Annotated in this window: 16 protein-coding genes; 9 read left to right on the top strand and 7 right to left on the bottom strand. The window is 58.6% G+C overall.

Features of this window, described 5'->3' with window-relative positions; genetic code table 11:
- Nucleotides 1–23: 23 nt before the first annotated feature.
- Together QD408_RS06935 and QD408_RS06930 are read right to left on the bottom strand one after the other, a co-directional pair.
- The gene (locus tag QD408_RS06935; RefSeq protein ID WP_088684721.1) at nucleotides 24–1,343 is read right to left on the bottom strand and encodes a UDP-glucose dehydrogenase family protein; all 1,320 of its coding nucleotides are present in this window, start codon (nucleotides 1,341–1,343) and stop codon (nucleotides 24–26) included.
- Nucleotides 1,344–1,610: 267 nt separating this feature from the next.
- On the bottom strand, nucleotides 1,611–2,210 hold the full coding sequence (locus tag QD408_RS06930) for a transglutaminase-like cysteine peptidase (protein ID WP_414138778.1): 600 nt from the start codon (nucleotides 2,208–2,210) through the stop codon (nucleotides 1,611–1,613).
- 308 nt (nucleotides 2,211–2,518) lie between these two features.
- Between QD408_RS06930 and QD408_RS06925 the strand changes: the two genes are divergently transcribed.
- The 5 genes from QD408_RS06925 (at nucleotide 2,519) to QD408_RS06905 (ending at nucleotide 9,270) form a co-directional block, all read left to right on the top strand.
- On the top strand, nucleotides 2,519–3,928 hold the full coding sequence (locus QD408_RS06925; protein WP_414138777.1) for an O-antigen ligase family protein: 1,410 nt from the start codon (nucleotides 2,519–2,521) through the stop codon (nucleotides 3,926–3,928).
- A 307-nt stretch (nucleotides 3,929–4,235) separates the two neighbouring features.
- Entirely contained in the window at nucleotides 4,236–5,447 is a 1,212-nt protein-coding gene (locus QD408_RS06920) for a polysaccharide biosynthesis/export family protein (protein ID WP_414138855.1), read from the top strand.
- Between the two features lie 83 nt (nucleotides 5,448–5,530).
- On the top strand, nucleotides 5,531–6,238 hold the full coding sequence (locus QD408_RS06915; RefSeq protein WP_088684717.1) for a sugar transporter: 708 nt from the start codon (nucleotides 5,531–5,533) through the stop codon (nucleotides 6,236–6,238).
- 51 nt (nucleotides 6,239–6,289) lie between these two features.
- A complete protein-coding gene (locus QD408_RS06910; protein WP_088684716.1) occupies nucleotides 6,290–8,566 on the top strand; it encodes a polysaccharide biosynthesis tyrosine autokinase in 2,277 nt (758 codons plus the stop codon).
- Nucleotides 8,566–9,270 (top strand): hypothetical protein, encoded by a 705-nt coding sequence (locus QD408_RS06905; protein ID WP_414138776.1) that lies wholly within the window; start codon nucleotides 8,566–8,568, stop codon nucleotides 9,268–9,270. The genes QD408_RS06910 and QD408_RS06905 overlap by 1 nt, the downstream gene beginning before the upstream one ends.
- 85 nt (nucleotides 9,271–9,355) lie before the next feature.
- Here QD408_RS06905 and QD408_RS06900 read toward each other — a convergent pair whose 3' ends face one another.
- The gene (locus tag QD408_RS06900; RefSeq protein ID WP_280950460.1) at nucleotides 9,356–10,081 is read right to left on the bottom strand and encodes an Ig-like domain-containing protein; all 726 of its coding nucleotides are present in this window, start codon (nucleotides 10,079–10,081) and stop codon (nucleotides 9,356–9,358) included.
- A gap of 628 nt (nucleotides 10,082–10,709) precedes the next feature.
- Between QD408_RS06900 and QD408_RS06895 the strand changes: the two genes are divergently transcribed.
- From QD408_RS06895 to QD408_RS06880, 4 genes are all read left to right on the top strand, one after another.
- A complete protein-coding gene (locus QD408_RS06895) occupies nucleotides 10,710–12,323 on the top strand; it encodes a right-handed parallel beta-helix repeat-containing protein (RefSeq protein ID WP_414138854.1) in 1,614 nt (537 codons plus the stop codon).
- 605 nt (nucleotides 12,324–12,928) lie between these two features.
- Nucleotides 12,929–14,716 carry a type I secretion system permease/ATPase gene (locus tag QD408_RS06890; protein ID WP_088684888.1) on the top strand — a complete coding sequence of 596 codons (1,788 nt, stop codon included), beginning with the start codon at nucleotides 12,929–12,931 and terminating at the stop codon, nucleotides 14,714–14,716.
- Nucleotides 14,717–14,731: 15 nt separating this feature from the next.
- On the top strand, nucleotides 14,732–16,039 hold the full coding sequence (locus tag QD408_RS06885) for an HlyD family type I secretion periplasmic adaptor subunit (RefSeq protein WP_088684712.1): 1,308 nt from the start codon (nucleotides 14,732–14,734) through the stop codon (nucleotides 16,037–16,039).
- Between the two features lie 230 nt (nucleotides 16,040–16,269).
- Nucleotides 16,270–16,965: an SGNH/GDSL hydrolase family protein gene (locus QD408_RS06880; RefSeq protein WP_414138775.1), complete on the top strand. Its 696-nt coding sequence runs from the start codon at nucleotides 16,270–16,272 to the stop codon at nucleotides 16,963–16,965.
- 80 nt (nucleotides 16,966–17,045) lie between these two features.
- On the opposite strand, the gene QD408_RS06875 is transcribed toward QD408_RS06880, so the two are convergent.
- From QD408_RS06875 to QD408_RS06860, 4 genes are all read right to left on the bottom strand, one after another.
- Nucleotides 17,046–17,522, bottom strand: a complete 477-nt coding sequence (locus QD408_RS06875; RefSeq protein ID WP_088684709.1) for a glycosyltransferase — start codon at nucleotides 17,520–17,522, stop codon at nucleotides 17,046–17,048.
- The gene (locus QD408_RS06870; protein ID WP_414138774.1) at nucleotides 17,519–17,977 is read right to left on the bottom strand and encodes a glucuronosyltransferase; all 459 of its coding nucleotides are present in this window, start codon (nucleotides 17,975–17,977) and stop codon (nucleotides 17,519–17,521) included. The genes QD408_RS06875 and QD408_RS06870 overlap by 4 nt, the downstream gene beginning before the upstream one ends.
- Nucleotides 17,978–18,173: 196 nt before the next feature.
- Nucleotides 18,174–19,151 (bottom strand): glycosyltransferase family 2 protein, encoded by a 978-nt coding sequence (locus QD408_RS06865; RefSeq protein ID WP_414138773.1) that lies wholly within the window; start codon nucleotides 19,149–19,151, stop codon nucleotides 18,174–18,176.
- A complete protein-coding gene (locus QD408_RS06860; protein WP_414138772.1) occupies nucleotides 19,148–20,032 on the bottom strand; it encodes a glycosyltransferase family 2 protein in 885 nt (294 codons plus the stop codon). The genes QD408_RS06865 and QD408_RS06860 overlap by 4 nt, the downstream gene beginning before the upstream one ends.
- Nucleotides 20,033–20,055: the final 23 nt, after the last annotated feature.

Genomic DNA, 20,055 nt, shown 5'->3' with positions numbered 1-20,055 from the left:
GTTCACGTATTGAAGCGGCTCTATCAGGCGTCCTGGTAGAGATTGGTGCCGATACCGGTATAGGTAAAGCCGTGTTTGCGGATCTCGTCGCTGCGATAGATGTTGCGCAGATCGACGAGGATCGGAGCGCGCATCGACTGCTTCAGGCGATTGAAATCAAGCGCACGGAACTGGTTCCATTCGGTGACGATGACGAGGGCATCGGCGTCGGCAGCGGCTTCGTAAGGGCCGTTCGCATATTCGATGTTCTCGATGACCTTGCGGGCATTGTCCATGCCCTCGGGATCATAGCCGACGACCTGGGCGCCGGCGTCCTGCAGCGTCTGGATGATGGCGATGGCCGGGCTGTCGCGCATGTCGTCGGTGTTCGGCTTGAAGGTCAGTCCGAGGATGGCGACCTTCTTGCCGCGAATGTCTCCGCCGACGGCCGAAATGACCTTGCGGCCCATCGCCCGCTTGCGGTTGTCGTTGATCGAAATCGTCGTTTCGATGAGACGGACCGGTGCGTCATAGTCCTGCGCCGTCTTGGCAAGGGCGAGCGTATCCTTGGGGAAGCACGAACCGCCGTAACCCGGACCGGCGTGCAGGAACTTGGAGCCGATACGGCCGTCGAGGCCGATGCCGCGCGAAACGTCCTGGACGTTTGCATCCACCCTTTCGCAGAGATCGGCGATCTCGTTGATGAAGGTGATCTTCATGGCCAGGAAGGCGTTGGCCGCATATTTGATGAGCTCGGAAGTGCGGCGGCTCGTGAAGACCAGGGGAGCCTGGTTGAGGTAAAGCGGACGATAGACTTCGGTCATGGTTTCGCGCGCCCGGTCGTCGTTCAGTCCGACGACGATGCGGTCGGGACGCTTGAAATCCTCGATCGCAGCGCCTTCGCGCAGGAATTCGGGATTGGAGACGACGGCGACGTCAGCCGAAGGATTGGTTTCCCGCACGATGCGCTCGACCTCGTCTCCGGTGCCGACCGGAACCGTCGACTTGGTGACGATCACGGTGAAGCCTTCCACATAGGTGGCGATCTCGCGTGCCGCCGCGTAGACGTAGGACAGGTCCGCATGGCCGTCGCCGCGCCGGGACGGCGTGCCGACAGCGATGAACACAACGTCGGCGCTACGCACGCTTTCGCCGACATCGGTCGAAAAGGACAGCCGGCCGGTGCTGGTGTTTTCGGCGACGAGTTGATCGAGACCCGGCTCATAGATCGGAATGCGGCCTTCGCGAAGGGCTTCGATCTTACTCAGATCCTTGTCCACGCAGATGACGTCGTGGCCGAAATCCGCAAAGCAAACGCCTGAAACGAGGCCGACATAGCCTGATCCAATCATCGTGATGCGCATAATTCCCTCAAATCATTAGAGTAGAACGTCATGCTGCGTCGCAGCATGGGGTCCGTCATACTGAATCTGGGCCAAAAGACAATATCGAAGATCGCTTGGTACCCACATCGGAAGTCGAGCTTTGGGCGTCGCTGCACGCTGCAGGCTATCCCGTCGACAGCAAAAACATAGGTTTGTGTGGGCGATATGACAAGTCGAGCCGTTCGTCAGAGCCGGCTCGACTTCAATCCCGGGAGGGGAGGAATCTGTGTATGGCTGCCTCGGCTGCTACAGCCGGTACCAGACGTAGGGGTCCGTTCCCGATTGAATCTTGTCCCAGCGCAGATCGGTATCGCGCCAGTTCTTGATGCTGCTTTGCCTGTTGTCGAGCACGAGGTCGCCCTTGTCGGTTCTGACCACGAGCACCGCATGTCCTTCGCCGGAGGGCGTATATGCCGTGGCGATCCGCAACGCGCGCGACGACCAGCCCATCGCCATCAGCCGGCTGCGCTTGGTCAATGCGAAATCTTCGCAGTCGCCGCTGCGCACGTTCACCTTCCAGACGTCGCCGTTCAGTTCGCTGCGGGAATCGTTCCGGCCGATCATCGTGCGGTTGACGGCGCTGTTCACGTCCTTCAGCTGCAGCATTTCCTTGTCCGTCAGCGCGACGACCGCCAAACCATTGTTGTCGCGGCATTCGGCAGGGTTCTGGGCGCAGAAGAGGACCTGGGCGAAGGGCGGGATGATCTTGCTTTTTTCGGAGATATAGCTGACCGCCGAATTGCCGTTCAGGCCGCGGGCAAGACCTGCGGGGCCGGCGGCAAATGCCGAGCAGGCATTCCCTGCCGTAAAGGCCAGGGTCAGAAGTGTAACAAATGTTTTCTTCATCTCTTAAATCCCCGTTCAGAACAACCGGTTGAGATCAGGCTTGCCTTTTTTCCCAGTCAATGGCATGGCGATTTAGTGATCTGCCAAGTATTGGCCGCAGAACGTCTGTCCCGTTTCTGCTGCTTGGAGGGAGCATAGACAGGCCTTGTCTCGATTGGCTTAAACCTTTCGCGACAATTTTAAACGATGTGGAATTCTGTTACACTTTAGCACGCAAGCGCTTGATATGCAATTTATGTTAGTACGTGCAAATTAACCGCTTTGGTTGCGCTGCTCCGATTGTCGCCTGTTCCGGTAAACGAAATCCGATGTTATCCAACCTCATCAACAGGCGGGTCTTGCGAGAGGTTCTCCTCTTCGTCTTCATCGGCCTCGTTATACTGACACTCATTCCGTTTGGCAGCGTTACGCCCTTTCCCTTCGCCTTCGCAGCGATCGCGATGTTTGCCCTCGCGATCATCTCGGCGCTGATCTTCGGGGAGCCGGAGCAAAGCAGGTGGGTTTTCAGTATCGCTTTGCTCGTGCTCGTCGTGGTGACGGGCTGGACGTTCGTCCAGACCATCGATCTGCCTTCGGATTGGCTGGCCAATCCCGCCTGGCGTGCCGCGCGTGATCTGGCGGGCGTGCAGTACGCCGCAATCTCTGTCGAGCCGGCCGACACGCTGGCGTCGATCCTCTGGGTGGCGCTGCCTTTCGTCACGTTCCTGACCGGCCTTCTCCTCTGCGACAACGACCAGCGCGCGAGGAAACTATTGGCCGCCCTCGGGCTTTCGGCGGGTGTGATCGCGGTTTTCGGTCTGCTGCAGTTTTCGATGTTTCCCAAGATCCTGATCGTCATCGAGAAACACGCCTACCTCGACAGCCTGACGGCGGTCTTCGTCAACCGCAATACCGCCGCGACCTTCCTTGGCGTTGGGACGCTGCTCATGCTGACCCTGGTGCGGGATATCTCGCGTTCGCTCTCGCATTATCCGGCTGGAGAGCCGGGCCGGAACACGCTTTTCGTGCGGTCGTGGATCTACATCCTGCTTTTGTGCGCCTGCTTCACCGCGCTGATGCTGAGCCGCTCGCGCGCCGGGATATTCGCGACCTTCGTCGCCGCGCTCATCTATGTCCCATGGCTTGTGGTCAATTGGAACGGCTCGACGCGTCGTCTGAAGCCAACGCCGAAATGGCGTTCGGTGTTGAAGCTCCTCTCGGCCGCCGGTTTGGTCGTGGTGTTGCCGGCGGTCTTTGCGGGCCAGGCGATTTTGCGGGCGCAGGAGCGGAGTCTCGCAGACGATGATCGATTCTGCATTCTGCCCGGCATATGGCGTGCCATTTCGGATCACTGGCTGACGGGAACGGGCCTCGGAACCTTCCGGACCGTCTTCTCGGCCTACCGCGATCCGGCTTGCGGAATTTTCGGGATATTCGACCGCGCGCACAATTTTTATCTCGAAGGATTTCTGGGTCTGGGAATCGTGTTCCCGGTCGCGGCACTGCTTGTCTTCACGGTGCTTGCAAGGGTGTTCCGGCGTGGGCTCGCTGACCGCCGGCGGCTGCGGCATTATGTTCTTCTCGGCATCGCGGCGACGGTGCTGGTCGCCCTCCACGCAGCAGTTGATTTCTCTCTGCAAATACCGGGGTTCGCCGTATTTTTCTCCGCCTTCCTCAGCGCGGTCGTCACGATAAGTCTGGGCCGCAGCCAGAAGGAGACGGACCGGCAATATTCGTGATTGCTAAGTAAAGCATTGGTTAAATGAATGGATTTTATGAAGGTTTTTCGAAAACGCCGATTGTTGCGGCGCAGCGGTGTTGACTCTCAAACGCAAGAGATTTTATAGCGAAGGGAGCCTTTAGATTATTTCCGGCATCAGCAGAGTCGGGTTGAGGCGGTTTTCGTTTGCTACAGGGCTCGGCGTTGCCGGGCTGCCACAGTTGGGGAAATGTTAATCGGCCTCCAGTGATTATTGATCGGGGATTGTCTTGTATTTTGTCAGATTGCGGGGCAGTAGCTTCGAGGGCGTCAACACGGGATATTCTATGAGTTGTTTTCCTGTCGGTAGTACACGCGTAGCCATTGTTGTAGCGCTAACCACTATATTGGCAAGCTGCACGGCCTTGCCAAGATCCGGTCCTGATCACAAAGACGTTGATCGAGATGCAGCGGTAAAGGTGACCACGGAGAAGCGGCGCGTCGGTATCGACTACGCTCTCGTCGATCTCAGCAAGAACGTCCTGCCGCATTTCACTTCTCCCCAGCCGACTTCCTTCAAAGGTTTCGGCGGCGGTCGAGGCGGAGCGCCTGAAATTCCGCTCGGTTACGGCGACGTCGTTCAGGTCGCCATCTTCGAAGCGCAGTCCGGCGGTCTCTTTATTCCCTCGGACGCTGGTAGCCGACCCGGCAATTACATCTCCCTGCCGGAGCAGACTATCGATAGAAACGGAACGATTACCATTCCTTATGCGGGCCGCGTTCCGGCCGCTGGTCGCCTGAAGGAGACCGTGGAGCAGGACGTCGAGGATCGCCTGGCGAGCCGCGCGATCGAGCCGCAGGTGGTCATCACGACGACGACGAACCGATCCAGTCAGGTTGCCGTGCTCGGCGATGTCAACAATCCCCAGAGGATCCAGATCAGCCCGGCCGGTGAGCGTGTTCTCGATGTCATTTCGGCCGCGGGCGGCTTGACGACCAACAATATCGAAACGAACGTGACGCTGCAGCGCCGCGGCAAGACGGCAACCGTCGCCTACAACACGCTGCTGAAAAACCCGGCGGAAAACATCTATGTCGCGCCGGATGATACGGTCTCCGTCGATCATGAGCGCCGCACATACCTGGCGCTGGGGGCTGCGGGCGTCAGCGGCCGCTTCGATTTCGAAGAGTCCGACCTCACCCTCGGGGAGGCGATCGCCAAGGCCGGCGGCCTGCGCGACGACCGTGCGGATCCGGCTCAGGTTCTGCTCTATCGCCTTGTTCCCAAGAAGACGCTTGCCGCGATGCATGTGGACACGACGAAGTTTGCAGGCGAGACGGTCCCGGTGATCATCCGCGCGAACCTTCGCGATCCGGCGACCTTGTTCGCCGCCCAGCAATTCAAGATGGAAGACAAGGATATTATCTATATTTCCAATTCGGACTCTGTTGAACTGGTCAAGTTCCTTGACATCGTGAACTCCGTATCGTCCACTGTTTCCGGAGTAACAGACGATGCCAACGATACCCGTAACGCGATACAGGATCTTGGAAATTGATTGAGATGGACGGCGTTGATCGCAACCGATCAACGCCGTCAAACTTATATTGATCAGCGGATTTGATGAAGGAAATCACTGATATGGCAAGGTCAAGTGTTTATCGTAAGCTTGCATATGGCGGGGTTTTCGTCGCGATGTTTTCCGGCATGACGTCGAGCGCCTTTGCGGCTGCTTGCCTTGGTCCGGCAAACCTGACTTCGGTCGATGTCAGCGGGTTTACGGCCAATCCTGCCGTTCTGCTGGATATGTCCGATCCGTTGGTTCTGTCATCACGTGTTCGCGCCCTGGTCGGGAGCAGCAACGATGCTCTGTCGCCGGTGATCGAGCAGGCCAAGAAAGCTGATGCCGCGCAGATGGCGGCGATCGGCTCCGGTCTCGGACGGGCGGCGAACAGTTGTCAGGTGTCGGACCCGCAATTCAAGCTGGCGATCGAAAAGGCGGTTGCTGAAGCTGCGAGCGCCGATCCCAATCTGGCGCCGCTGCTTGCGGCCTTTGCGAAGGTCCTTGCCGAAGGTGGGACCGCGGCGCTCGGCCCGGGTAGAAGCGCTGCCGCCGCCGCGCCCGGTATCGGCAATGATGGCTCAATTGGCCGGACGGGACCCGGATCGGACGACGGCACGCCATTCGATGGCGCCGAGACGACCGCGGGTACGCTGAAGGTTTCGAATGCGGGTGCCGATTCCGACTCGTCTTCGAGCACCACGACGGTTGTCAGCACGAATGGGGGAGGCCAGTCGTCCACTGACACCACGGAGTCAACGAGTCAGAGCGTGCCGGTCACACAATAGCTGGAATTGCCTGTAGATCTTAGCGCTTGACGCCTTTGTTGGAGATCGAAATTGCTATCGCCAGATAAACTTACGCCGCGTATCGACCCCTCCCGCGATACCGGAAACGATGCTGATTTCATCGATTTCGACAAGCTCATCGCAATTGCCCGCCGCCAGTGGCGGGTCGTTGCTGCGAGTGCTTTCGCCTTCGCCATTCTCGGCGTGGTTTATGTCCTGACATCGGTTCCGGTCTATACCGCCGACACGAGCGTGCTGATCGACCGCAGCGACAATCAGGTGATCAATCAGCTTGCGGCTTTCGGTCAGCTCGACGACGATGAGGGCACCGTCCTCAGCCAGGTCGAGCTTTTGAAGTCCGACACGATCGCCTATGCCGTGGTCGATAAGCTGAAGCTCGTCGACGATCCGGTATTCAACGCACAGCAGAATTCGCTTTTCTCAGTCGCGACACTGAAATCCCTGGTGAATTTCAAGTCGTGGTTTGCCGATGACGCCGCCGTCGCGCCCGATGCGGAGTTGAAGCGACGCTGGGCCGCGGAAACCGTGGCAGGCAACATCGATGTCGAACGTGTTGGCAAATCCTACGTTCTCGATGTCAGCTATACCTCGCAATCACCCGACATGGCGCGGCAGATTGCAGCTGCCATCGCCGATGTTTATCTGGTTGACAAGCTCAATTCGAAATATGAGGCGACACGCCGGGCCGGCGAATGGCTGCAGCAGCGTATCGAAGAGCTCCGTCAGCAGGCGCTGGACACCGACCTCGCCGTTCAGAAGTTCCGCAGCGAACACGGACTTGTCGAGGCCGGATCCGGTACGTTGCTCAGCGAGCAGCAGCTTTCCGAGCTGAACAGCCAGTTGATCAATGCGCAGGCCGCAACGGCGCAGTCCGAGGCAAAATATGCGCGCATCAAGTCGATCATCGATGCGAAGCAGACCGATGCGATCGTCACCGACGTGCTCGACAGCTCCATTTCGAACGATCTGCGCAAGAAATATCTGGAAGCTTCGAAGCTGGAGACGGAAATCGAAGCGCGGCTTGGTCCCGATCACGTTCAGGCGGTTCGCCTTCGCGCGGAAATGGCGGAATATCGGCGGCTCATGTTCGATGAGCTGAACCGTATCGCCGAGAGCTATCAAAGCGAGCTGCAGGTCGCGAGATCGCGGGAAGACTCGCTGCGGGCGAGTGTCGACCAGGCGACGGGTGTGGCCGCGTCGGCCGGTGAAACGCAGGTACAGCTTCGCGAACTCGAGCGGACGCGCGATACTTACAAGAACCTCTATCAGAGTTTCCTGACGCGCTACCAAGAGGCCATTCAGCAGCAGAGCTTCCCGATTACAGCTGCTCGTATCATCACGATGGCGGAGACGCCGACGAAGCCGAGCGCTCCGAAGAGAAGTCTCGTCGTCGCTTTTGCGATGTTCCTTGGATGCGCCTTCGGAAGCGGGATTGCAGCTTTCCGGGAGTTCCGGGATCGCTTCTTCCGCACGGGTGATGACGTCAAGGAAGTGCTCGACGTCGAATCTCTCGGTGTCATGCCGCTGGTCGAGAATAACTTCGATGACCCGTCGCTCGTCGATCCAAACAATCCGCGAAGCATAGCGAGGGGTGGCAAGACCACGACCTATGTCGAGGAGCATCCGCTGTCGGCATTTGCCGAGACGCTTCGAAGCGCGAAAATCGCGATCGATATCAGCGCGGCCGACCAGCGTTGCAAGGTCATCGGTGTCGTGTCGAGTTTGCCCGGCGAGGGCAAATCGACGACGGCTATTAATTTTGCCAAGCTTTTGGCAATGCAGGGCGCGCGTTGCCTGCTGATCGACGGGGATATGCGAAACCCCGGCGCGACGCGAGCCATTGGCCGCCATGCGGAAGCCGGCTTGCTCGAAGCAATCGTCGACAACCGCCCGCTCAAGGATCTCATCCTTCTCGATCCGAAGACGAAGCTCGCATTCCTGCCGACGGTGGCACGCTATCGCGTTCCACATTCTTCGGAACTGCTTGCATCACGTGGCATGGAACTGCTGCTTGAAACGGCGCGTCAGAGCTTCGACTACATTATCGTCGACTTGCCTCCTTTGGCTCCCGTCGTCGATGCGCGTGCCATCAATTCGAGGCTCGATGCGGTTGTCTTCGTGATCGAGTGGGGTAAGACGTCTCGAAAAGTGGTTCAATCGACATTGTTGTCCGAGCCGGACCTTTATACGAAATGCGTCGGTGCAATCCTGACCAAGGTCGATCCAGCGCAGATGAAGCTTTATCGGACATTCGGCTCGAGCGAGTATTATTATAAGCGCTATTCGCGCTACTACACCGAAAGCTGATGTTCGGCAGCCGGTCCGTTTCGGTCACCAGGATCGTTTTCGTTGTCGCCACCGCCGTCTTTGCGGTATTGGCCGGTAGGGAACTGTACGCTTCTATAAGAGCGGCCAGCATCTCGATCGTCGCCGAAAGGATCGAGCGCGGCGAGACCGTGGCGGATGACGTGACGGCCAAATATGCGGTGCGGACCATCGGCATGGTCGAGGGGCATTATTGCCGATCCGACATTGTCGGCGCCGGCGTAACGCTCGTTCTGGCGCAGCTCGACCGACAGAATGTCAATGTCAACTACGACGCCTGGGCTGCTGCTGCATCGGGCGCCCGCCGCTATCTACAGCATGCGCTTTCCTGCATGCCGACAAACAGCAATTTTTGGCTTCGTCTGGCGGCCGTTCAGTCTGTGATTGCCGAAGAGCCGCTTTCGGTTGCGAACATGATGAAACGTTCCGTGGCACTCGCGCCCTACGACGAGTCGATGGTTCTCACCCGGTTTTATTTCTGGAACGATTTCACAGGTGGAACGCTGTCGGCAGCAAAGAGCGCGCTCGACAGCGATCTCACGGCGATGCTGAAGCTTGGCGATCGTTGCAGGGTTAACGCCGCCATCAAAGAGGTCAGCCCGCAGCTTCGTCCAATCTTCGATAGAACCTGGGCGAGTGTTGGAACAGGAGCGACGGCGCGATTCCAGCAACGCTGCGGCAAGTGAGCATTTCCAGCGGCACTTCCTTAACTCTCAAGAGCAACGCCCGCCGTCTGTGCGGCGGGCGTTGCCTCATGATCGCTCTTGCTGATTAGACGCTGGCGCCGGAGACGACGTCCGTGCCGGTGATGTTGAGCGTCAGAACGCCGACATCCGTATGGCCTTCGCCATCGGAGATCTTGTAGTATTCGATGGTCTCCTTGACCTGGGCGCCCGGAGCGATGTCCGACGTCAGTTCGTAGGTGAATTCGCCATTCGCCTGAACGTGGAAGGTGCCATAGGTGCCGGCAATGTCGGTGACGGCGCCGGCGGCGGCAGCGACGCTCGTGCCGTCGAACTGACGCAGGAACAGATGGCCGTTATCGCCGGGAATGTCGTTGTCGAGAACATTGCCGCCGATGGGGCTGCCTTCGGTGAAGCTGTAGGCATCGTCGACTGCGATCGGCTTGACCTGGGTGACGCCCTGAATATTGAGGGTGAACAGGCCGACGTCGGTGTGACCGGCTCCGTCCGAGATCTTGTAGGAGACCTTCTCCTGGAGGATTTCGCCATTGGTGAAGCCCACCTTGGCAGCCTCGCTCAGAACGTAGGTGTAGCTGCCGTCCGGCTTGACGAAGAAGGTGCCGTAGTCGCCCTGGATCTGGGTGACCTGGCTGTTGCCCTGCTTGGCGCCAACGCTCTGTTGGTCGAAGAAACGAAGGAACAGGTTGCCGTCAGATGTATCATTGGCAAGCAGATTTCCAGAAATAACATCGGTTTCCAGAAATGTTGCTGTATCGTCGGTTGCGTGAATAGCCATTGTTCTCTCTCCGTGAATTGTTATTCGCTGGTCAATACTGACCCGGGCGAGATGGCCGATTAAGGATACGTTAATACATCGAGTCAAGGAGATAATTAACAATGAGTGAACATTTTTGGGTATGTTGTGTAATAATTACACACCCTGAATGCGTATAAGGTGATGAACCGCTTGGATATTATTGCATTAATAATAAGTGAATATGCAGAAGCGTAGATGCAGGAACGCTTTTCTTTAGGCGGAAGGGTTTTTATTCATGTGACATTTATAAGAATATAGATGTTCGCCTTTAGGAGGATGGAGATTGAGCATAACCACTTTGGGTTATCGCTTTTTTGGAACAGGCTTCTATCCGTCGCGCCGGTCGTGTCAAAATAATCGGCCGAGTTCCGTGGTTCCAAAAACAAGGTAAACGTTTCCGTTTCCGCAATTGCGGCGGCTGAACCTGATTGAGAAACGTGGAGATTAGATGGGCGCGTTCTTCTTGAGAAGAAATTGCTGCACTGCGAAATGTCCCGTCTATTATAATTTTATGCTCGAGACCCAAGAATTACGACGAGATATCATGCATTTTAGTGTTTCATTTTAGTAGGCAGAGAGAGGTCCGCGGTTAGAAGCTTTTCCAATATCTATGGAGAGCGCCCGCATGACCGTCTACTACGTGAATTCAGCAACGGGATCCGACCACAATAACGGAACCAGCGAGGGTTCGGCTTTTGCGACGCTGTCCGCCGTGGAATCCTTGAGGCTGAACCCGGGTGACAGCGTGCTGCTTGCTGCGGGAAGCGTGTTCAACGAACAATTCGACTTGAAATACTCCGGTAGTGTCACTGCTCCAATCACGATCGGCAGCTACGGTGTCGGCGATGCACCGGTCATTCACAGCAGCAATGACGGCATCCACGGGTCGAAGGCTTCCAATATCGTTATCGAGAACATCAAGATCGCGGATACCGGCGCAAATGCGATATATGCAGGCAATGTATCGAACTGGGTCGTGCGCAATGTCGAGGTGACGAATACCGGCCTCGCCGGTAAGCCCGGTTCGGTCAGCTTCCAAAGCAGCTGGAACATCACGATCGAGAACAGCACGCTTACCGGCGTGCGTTCCGACGGGATCTGGATGGATAAGGTCAACGGCGTCACCCTGATCAACAATACCATCACCAATAGTCGCGGCAGTGCAGCGGATGCCGTCCAACTCAACGACAGCAGCAATATCCTGATCCAGGGCAACCACCTGGACCAGACGGAAAGCAACAGCGCCAAGGGCGTGCTGGTGTTGGTGCGCGCCCAGAATGCTGTCATCGAGGACAATACGTTGGTCGGCGGCGGTTTCGGGTTGAGCGCCCAGGCCGGCACTAATATCGCCATCCATGACAATGATATCTCGGGATACGGTGGCTACACCTGGTCCTACGGCATCGGACTCGGCGATCAAGGCGACGCTAAGAATTACGATATCAGTGGAAACTATCTTCACGACGGCGTGTACGGCGTTCTGGTCAGCGCTGTCGGTAATCCCGGCTACGTCCGCGAGAATATCGACATCCATGATAACGTTTTCGATGATCTGTCCTCGTCGGCGCTGAAGGTGGACAAGCCTGCATCGGGCTCCTTCTATGACAATATCATCGACAGCGACGTAGCGACCCTGACGATGCCTGCGACGATTGCTGCTCAGAACACCTTCTCCATCGGCGAAAACAAGACGCTCGAACAAGCGCAGGCCGAACTCGACAGTGCGACCGGCGGCACGCCATCAGGCTCGGAGCAAACACCTGCTGCACCGACCCCCGAGTTGTCTGTCGAAACGCCGGCGCAGCCGCAGGTAAGCGCCCCGGCGCCCACGACCGAAGTGCAGACCCCGGCCGTACCCGCCGTCGTCGGTCCTAAAATCGTCGCAGCCCATGACAGCCTGAGGATCGCGAGCGATACGGGCGGCGCCTATCATGGCAATCTTCTCGAAAACGACAGTGCGAGCAACGGAACGGTGCTGCTTCGCCGCTTCGGCGACAGTGCGGTGGACAAGCATGGCCTGACGCTGACCGGGAAATACGGCGTCATCCACGTGGAGAGCGACGGCGATTACACCTACACGCTCGATGCGGCGAAACTCGACGGTCTCAGCGGCAAAGTCAGCGAGTCCTTCCAGTACAAGATCTCCGATGGCGCTTCGCACATCGATACGGACAGCTTGAGTGTGTTCATCAATGTGGATGCATTCCACAGCAGCCAGACGTCGCATCTGCTGGTTTGAAGCAGGGCATGCCAGGCGGGCTATCGTAGGTCGCCCGGAAGCGTGCCGCGGTTCCGGGATGACGGCATACGAAAAACAAAGAGCTGAAGCGCATCGCCGGAATCAAGTTTGACGCGACGTGCTTTCGCCGGTCGTCTTCGGCCGGCCATCGTCTCATTTTTGCCACTTGATGGCCGGGGTTGCCGCCCGGTCGGCGCCGAAAGGTGGAAGAGGGGCTGGATGACGAAATGTTTCCGTCATCACACGCGCCCAAACTATAGATTGAAACTATAGTTAACACCCCAGTAAACGCCGTGTCCGTGCACGTCATGCGTTTAAACTTGTGAACCGTTATTGGGCGATTTTGCGATTTTCACTTGCTTGGATCGGTCTGTTTAGCGTAGCGTTAATCTCGGACCCCCTGAAATCGCTCGCTATAAATTTGTATTTTTGGTCATTTTTCAGTGGGATTCATGTAATAAAGCTGTGGGCTTGTACGCGGAGATCCGGCACCGCTGCCGGGGTCCGAGGGCAACTGTGTCAATGAGCCGGGCTTGACGAACCCGTAGCTGCAACGTTTGCAGGCGTATTGGCTTGTGTGCGATGCCGCAGGAGAGGATTAATTGGTGTTTCAGAATTCAGCAGCTGATATCAGCGAGCCATCCAAAGCCTTGCGCAAATGCAAGGGTGGTCTTGTCTTCATCGGAATAGCAAGCGCGCTCGTCAATATCCTTTATCTCACAAGTTCATTTTTTATGCTTGAGGTATATGACCGGGTCATCCCCAGCAAAAGCATACCCACGCTGGCGGCCTTGGCTATACTTGCGTTAACGCTCTATGCCTTTCAGGGCGCGTTCGAAGTCCTGCGCAGCAGGATGCTCGTGCGCGTGGCGGGTGCGCTCGACGAGATGATGAACGGGCGCGTGTTCCGGGCGCTGATCAGGGCGCCGCTGAAGGTCAAGATCGGGGGCGACGGGCTTCAGCCGCTGCGCGATTTCGATCAGATCAGAACCTTCCTGTCCGGCATGGGCCCGACGGCGATGTTCGACCTGCCCTGGCTGCCCTTCTATCTCGTGATCTGCTTCCTGTTCCATCCGGCGATCGGCTATATCGCCATCGGCGGCGCGCTCATTCTCGCCATCCTGACCTTCCTCACCAATCAGGGAACGCGGACGCTTTCGAAAAAGCAATCCGAAGCCGCCAACATGCGCAATGCCTTCGCGCAGACCTCGATCCGCAATTCCGAGGTCATTCATGCCATGGGCATGGCGGGCACCATGTCTGAAATCTGGGACCGCAAGAACCAGGAATACCGGACTATCAACCGGCAGGCATCGGATGTCGGCAACGGATATGCGACCCTGTCGAAGATTTTCCGTATCGCGCTCCAGTCGGCGACGCTCGCAACCGGGGCGATCCTGGTCATTCAGGGGCAGGCTTCCTCCGGCATCATCATTGCCGGCTCCATCCTGACGTCTCGCGCTCTGGCGCCCGTGGAAGCAGCGATTGGAAACTGGCGCGGCTTCGTGTCCGCCCAGCAGAGCTGGGCACGGCTTTCGAACCTCTTGAAAACCATTCCTGAGGTTCCGGCTCCGCTGGCGCTTGCCGCACCCTCCAAGCAGGTCACGGTCGAGGGACTGGCGAGCGGACCGCCGGCCGGTCAGCGCCTCGTCATTTCCGACATCAGCTTCGGCCTGAGGGCAGGGAGCGCGCTTGGGGTCATCGGTTACAGCGCCTCGGGCAAATCCTCCTTGGCGCGGGCGATGATGGGCGTCTGGCCGACCTTCAGAGGCTCCATCCGTCTCGACGGCGCCGCGCTGGACCAGTGGGATGGCGATGCGCTCGGCCGCCATATCGGTTATCTCCCGCAGGACGTGGAGCTTTTCTCGGGCACTGTTGCGCAGAACATCTGCCGTTTCGCCAAGGAGATGTCGCCCGAGGCCGTCGTTGCCGCGGCGCGTGCGGCGCGGGTTCACGATCTCATCCTGCGGCTGCCGAACGGTTATGAAACCGAAATCGGCGACGGGGGGGCGGCGCTTTCGGCTGGCCAGAGACAGCGTATTGCGCTTGCAAGAGCGCTTTACGGCGAGCCCTTCCTCGTCGTGCTCGACGAACCGAACTCCAATCTCGACGAAGAAGGCGAACGGGCGCTGAGCGCCGCGATCATGAGCGTGCGCGCGCGTGGCGGCATCGTCGTCGTCATCGCCCATCGATCCGGCGTTCTGGCGGTGTGCGACTTCGTGCTGATGATGCAGGAGGGCCGGATGATCGCCTTCGGTCCCAAGGAGGAAGTTCTCGCGCGGGTCAGCCGGCCGGAACCGGCGGCAGCGGCGGCGGCCGCAGCACGCACGCCGATTGCCGATCGCGTCGCTCAGCTCAAGGTCGTCGTCGACGGCATGAATGCGGCCGAATAGGCCGGAAGGAGTCTCTTGAACAAAGTCATCAGTGAATCGAAACGCTCCCTCAACCGCCATGTCGCGATTGTCGGTGCCCTGTCCATCGCCCTCGTATGCGGTATCGGCGGTTGGGCGGCAACGACGGAGCTTTCGAGCGCCGTCATCGGCGAAGGCGTGGTCGTCGTCGATGGCGATGTCAAGAAGGTCCAGCATCTCACGGGCGGCATCGTCTCGGAACTCCTCGTCGCCGAGAATGATCATGTGTCGGCCGGACAGGTGCTGATACGGCTCGATGGAACGAAGACGAAAGCCGAGCTTTCGATCGTCGAGAGCACGCTCGCGCAGCTCTACGCCCGCCGCGCACGGCTGAAGGCGGAGCGGATCGGCGCCGATTCCTTCAAGGTCCAGGAAGATATCGGCGACCTGACATCCAGGGCGGCCGCACGGGATCTGCTCGATGGCGAGACGAAACTGTTCGACAGCCGCAGATCGGCGCTGATCGGAATGAAGAGCCAGCTGGCATCACGCAAGGATCAGCTGGCCGAGCAGATCAAGGGATTGGTCGTTCAGATCAACGCGACCAATGACTCCCTCGGCCTGATCGAGCAGGAGCTCGAGGGCATCGATGCTCTCTACAAGAAGGGGCTGGTCACGCTGCAGCGTCTGAACAACCTCAAGCGTGCACGCGCCGACCTCCAGGGCAATAGCGGCCAGCAGATCGCCGCGAAGGCGGAGGCCGAGGGCAAAGCGATCGAGATCGATCGCCAGTCGATTCAGCTGGACGAGGATCGTCGTTCGGAGATCGCAAAGGACCTGACCGACGTCGAGGCGCAGATCGCCGAATATGAAGAGCGGCGCGGAACGGCGGTCGACCAGCTCCGCCGTCTCGATATTACCGCACCGCTCAGCGGACGTATTCACGAGCTTGCGATTCACACGGTCAACGGCGTCGTCAATCCCGGCGAGACGCTGATGCTGGTCGTTCCGGAAAACGAGGATCTTACGGTCGAGGCGAAAGTTGCGACCCGCGATATCGACCAGGTTCACGTCGGCCAATCCGTCGATGTCCGCTTCAGCGCCTTCGATCAGCGCACGACGCCCGATGTGGCCGGCGAGATCACGTCCATCGCGCCCGATATCGTCAAGGATGAGCGCTCGGGCATCAGCTATTATCCTCTTCGGGTCAAGCCGAAGGCTGAAAGCATCGCCAAGCTGAAGTCGATCAAGCTCTACCCGGGCATGCCGGCCGAAGTCTTCATCAAGATCGGCGACAGGACTGTCATTTCCTATCTGACGAAACCGCTGACCGACCAGATGCAGCACGTCTTCCGCGAGGAGTGACCCGGCTGCGTTGATCCGTCGGATTGGAGCACGAGGTTCTTTGGCCGCTTAAGTTTTGTTTTTACGCAATTCCAGGAAAACCGCTTCACACTTTTCCTGGAATTGCTCTCAAGAAACACGAGCGGCCATTTCCATGACATTGTCTCAAGCCTGCCGTAAGCTGGCTTGGATCGAGCGGTACGTCCTTGCTGCCGCGTGACGTATCGGTTCCACCGAGATATGGTCTCTCCATGAGATGTTTGAGGTTTTGGCGCGCCGTGCCGGTTGAGAGATGGCAGGCTTATGGACTTGTTCTGTTTTTGGCATGTCTCGTGGCGCTCTCGATGCCCAAGAGCGGCTCCGCGGAGAACCTTCCGCCATTGAAGATCGTCGCCTTCGGAACATCCCTGACGGCGCGCGGCGGATGGCAGCCTGCTCTTCAGGCGCAGCTCGCAGCCTGCCTGCAAAGGCCGGTGGAGGTCGACAGCGTTGCGAAAAGCGGCGAAACGACGCTATGGGCGATGACTGAGGTCGACCGCGTCGTTGCGGGGCTGCCGGATATCGTCCTGATCGAGCTTTACGCCAACGACGCGACGCTGCATCGGTTCGTCTCGCTTGCGCAAAGCCGAAAAAATATCGGCCAGATCCTCGACACGCTTCGCCAGCGCCTGCCGCGCGCACGGATTATCGTCATGGCGATGAATCCGTTTTCAGGAATGCGGGGACTGATCCGGCCCTTTGTCGGAAGCTATATCTCGGCGCATCGGGAGGAAGCGGAAAAACGCGGCCTGGAATTTATCGACCACCGGCCGAACTGGGAGCGCCTGACGTCGGACGATCTGGCTGCGGCCATTCCCGATGGCGCTCATCCCCAGCCTGAGATTGCGTCCAAAATCATCGTGCCCGAACTTGTCGAACGGATCGCCGGGCGCAAATGCGGAGAATGAAATCCATCTCTCCTGCCGGTGGCTTCTAGAGCAATTCCGGACGTAAAACCGCTGCACACTTTTGCTGGAATTGCTTTAGCTCAGACTTCGGCGAGATAGCCTTTCAGGTAGTTGACCAGTGAAGCTCTTCCGGCTTCCGACGGATCTTCCTCGGCGGGGCTGTTCAGGTCTTCGAGGAGGTAGTTTTTGAGTTCCTCATCGGTATGGGCGATATAGATGCCCGGCCGGCCCTCGAGCTGGCTTACCGTGGCAAGCTGATGATCGTTGCGGTGTTCGCCGAGGGACGCCTGGCGGGGAACGAGAATGATGGGTTTGCCGAACCGCTTTGCCGTGAGGACGGTTCCGATGCCGGCATGGGAGACGATGACCGTGGCGTCGCGAAAGACCTTGTCGAAGTCCGCGGGCTCGATGTTCTTGATCCATTTCATGTTCTGCGGCGTGTAACTGCCCTTGCCGATCTGGGCCAGAACCGGTTTGGTCAATTCCTTGGCGAAGGCGTCGACGGCCTTGATGAGACGATCGAAGGGCAGCTGCGTTCCGACGGTAACGAGGATCAAAGGACGGCTCCTGCATAGTGGGGGCCATCGGGCCGGGACAGATGTTGCCATTGCGTGAGCCAGAGCGTGGCGATATGGCCGGCCAGTTTTCCCGACAGGGAGAGTTTTTCGACATTGGCGACGCTGTCGATCCAGATCGTCCGCTTGCCCATCAGCTTGCCGGCGAGCAGGCAAAAGAGCCCGGGTGCGGCACCCGTCGAGATGACGACATCGGGCCTCTGTTTGATGACGATCGCGAAGGCGCTGAAAAAGCAGCGGATCGACATGGTGATCGAGTCACGGCTGCAGTCGGGAAGGACCAGTCCATCCCGAATGTCATATTTGGCAAGCAGCCCAGGGATGGTCGTTGCGAAGACGATATCGCAGCCCTCGAATGCACCGCGCATGGCCATCAGTTGCTCCCAATGGCCGCCTCCCGAGGAGGCCGCGAGAACCTTCAATTTCTTCTCAGCCATATCAAGGCATCCCCCATGTTGTACCGACGATAAGAGCGTAAGACCGTTCCACCGAAACCGTGGCTCCATCGTGGCAGTTCAATGGATTTCCAATATTACCGACCGATACCCGAAGCTTGAGGATCATGTGGAAACTCTCGATTCGAAACAATGTTTCATCCGACATATTCACGCATGCCTGGCCGCAGGCCGATTTTTAATGGGCCGCATTGGGCTTATATTCCTGGTAGGCATGTCCGAGAATCCCGTTGACCATGCCGGCGCCGCGCAGCAGATGGGTGAGGGCGCGCATGCCCCAGTAGGGTGAAATCAGGATTGCGGGCAGCATGGCGACGCCGAGCATCACTCTCGTGGCGCCATAGGCCGCGCGATAGATCCGGCGCTTGAGGTTGCCATGCAGGACCTCGCTGACCGCGAAGGTATTGCCGAGCCGGTATTGTCTCTGCAGCACCCATTTCCAGGTCATCCGGCTGGCGGGAACGATATCATGGACCAGCGCCTTGTCAGCCCAGAAGACCTTCATGCCGCGGCGCACAGCCTGGTTGAAGAAAAGATAGTCAGTACCGCCAGTGTAGCGCATTTTCTCTTCGAAACGCAGGTTCCATGAGCGGATCAGGGGATAATCGAACATGACGTTGTTGGAGGCGGCGTAATAAATGCGTTGCCCGTCACTGTTCTTCTTGCGTTCGAAAACCCTCGCCTTGATGAAATATTCCGGCGGGTTTTCGGGATAGACAGGTTGAACGGGGCCGTAGACGCAATCGGCGCGGTTCTTCTCACGGGTCTCCAGCATCGCATCCAGCCAGCCATCGACCGGCCATTCATCATCGTCGAGAAAGCAGAAGAGGTCGGTGCCGGGAGGCGCCGAATCCATCGCGCGGTTGCGCGCAAAGGGTATGCCCTGGTTCTGCTCGACGACGTAGATCAGGTCGTAGGCGCCGGTCTGCCCGAAGCTTTCCACCGTGGCCCTTGCGCTGCCGGCCGCATCATTGTCGACGATCACCATGGTGAGACGATAGGGGCGGGCGGGATGCCTGATCTGGCGCGTCATCACGTCGAGCAGCTTGGCGATCCCGTCCAGGCGCCGGTAGGTCAGCACGCCGACGGCGATGTTCAATGGTGCCGTGCCCGCCTGGCCGGCGCCGGACTGCGCGAAACTATCCTGCTGGTTCATGACTGGCCCTTCCGCAGCATATTTCCCAGGCGCTTGCGCGCCGCCATCAAGGCCACTTCGGTCGCGGCATCCTCGCCGAACGGGCCGCCGGCGACCGTGTTGCGCGCTTCGCTGTGAAGCTTGAACAGCGACGTGGTCTGGGCAATGCCGCCGGCCACCAGGCTCTTGCCAAGCGCCTGCAGACCGTCATAGCGACGGGCCAGTTCCAGCCCGGTCGCGATCATGATCCGCGGACGCAGCGTCTTGGCCCTGTTCGTGCCGGTGTAGCGGTTCGATGCATGAATGCGTTGAAACGTCAGCGGCGTCTCGATGATCGCGCCGCGACCGAGATAGGCGGCGGCGAATTTGATATAATTGTCGCTGAGAACGACATCCCTAGCGACCGACATCGGCAGGATTTGAGCCAGCAGATCGCGGCGGAAGCTCAAGCCCGACGTCGGCACCGGAAGCGAGGGGAAACCGCCCTTGCGCAGCGTTTCCCGCTTGTCGAACAGCGTCACCTGCAGCTCGGTGGCAGGCTGATCGGCTTCATTTGTCGTCACGCGGTCGAAGCACCAGTCGATCTCGTTGCGATCGTAGATCTCGGCGATGCGCTCGAGTTTGCCGGGCAGAAACGCGTCGTCGGCATCGAGGAGGAAAAGGATATCGCCGCTCGCGGCGGCAAAGCCGGCATTGAAGCTTGAGGCCTGGCCGCCGTTTTCCTTCAGCACGGAACGGATCTGCTCGCCGTAGGAAGCAAGGATTTCCCTGGAATCATCCGTGGAGCCATCGTCGACGACGATCACTTCGAAGTCGGGATAGGTCTGCGACAGAACGCTGTCGATGCATGGGCGCAGGAACTGCCCATAGTTGAAATTGTTGATCAGCACCGAGAGTTTCAAATTACCGCCTCCTGGGCCAATCG

The sequence above is a fragment of the Rhizobium sp. BR 249 genome (assembly GCF_047445895.1).
Taxonomy (GTDB): Bacteria; Pseudomonadota; Alphaproteobacteria; order Rhizobiales; family Rhizobiaceae; genus Rhizobium.
This window is presented reverse-complemented; position numbering and strand designations above follow the sequence as displayed.

Coding starts and splice junctions, on each gene's coding strand:
- QD408_RS06895 (WP_414138854.1), top strand. CDS start 10,710: ATGACCGTCTACTACGTGAATTCAGCAACGGGATCCGACCACAATAAC.
- QD408_RS06920 (WP_414138855.1), top strand. CDS start 4,236: ATGAGTTGTTTTCCTGTCGGTAGTACACGCGTAGCCATTGTTGTAGCG.
- QD408_RS06935 (WP_088684721.1), bottom strand. CDS start 1,343: ATGCGCATCACGATGATTGGATCAGGCTATGTCGGCCTCGTTTCAGGC.
- QD408_RS06865 (WP_414138773.1), bottom strand. CDS start 19,151: ATGAACCAGCAGGATAGTTTCGCGCAGTCCGGCGCCGGCCAGGCGGGC.
- QD408_RS06905 (WP_414138776.1), top strand. CDS start 8,566: ATGTTCGGCAGCCGGTCCGTTTCGGTCACCAGGATCGTTTTCGTTGTC.
- QD408_RS06880 (WP_414138775.1), top strand. CDS start 16,270: ATGAGATGTTTGAGGTTTTGGCGCGCCGTGCCGGTTGAGAGATGGCAG.
- QD408_RS06870 (WP_414138774.1), bottom strand. CDS start 17,977: ATGGCTGAGAAGAAATTGAAGGTTCTCGCGGCCTCCTCGGGAGGCGGC.
- QD408_RS06930 (WP_414138778.1), bottom strand. CDS start 2,210: ATGAAGAAAACATTTGTTACACTTCTGACCCTGGCCTTTACGGCAGGG.
- QD408_RS06915 (WP_088684717.1), top strand. CDS start 5,531: ATGGCAAGGTCAAGTGTTTATCGTAAGCTTGCATATGGCGGGGTTTTC.
- QD408_RS06925 (WP_414138777.1), top strand. CDS start 2,519: ATGTTATCCAACCTCATCAACAGGCGGGTCTTGCGAGAGGTTCTCCTC.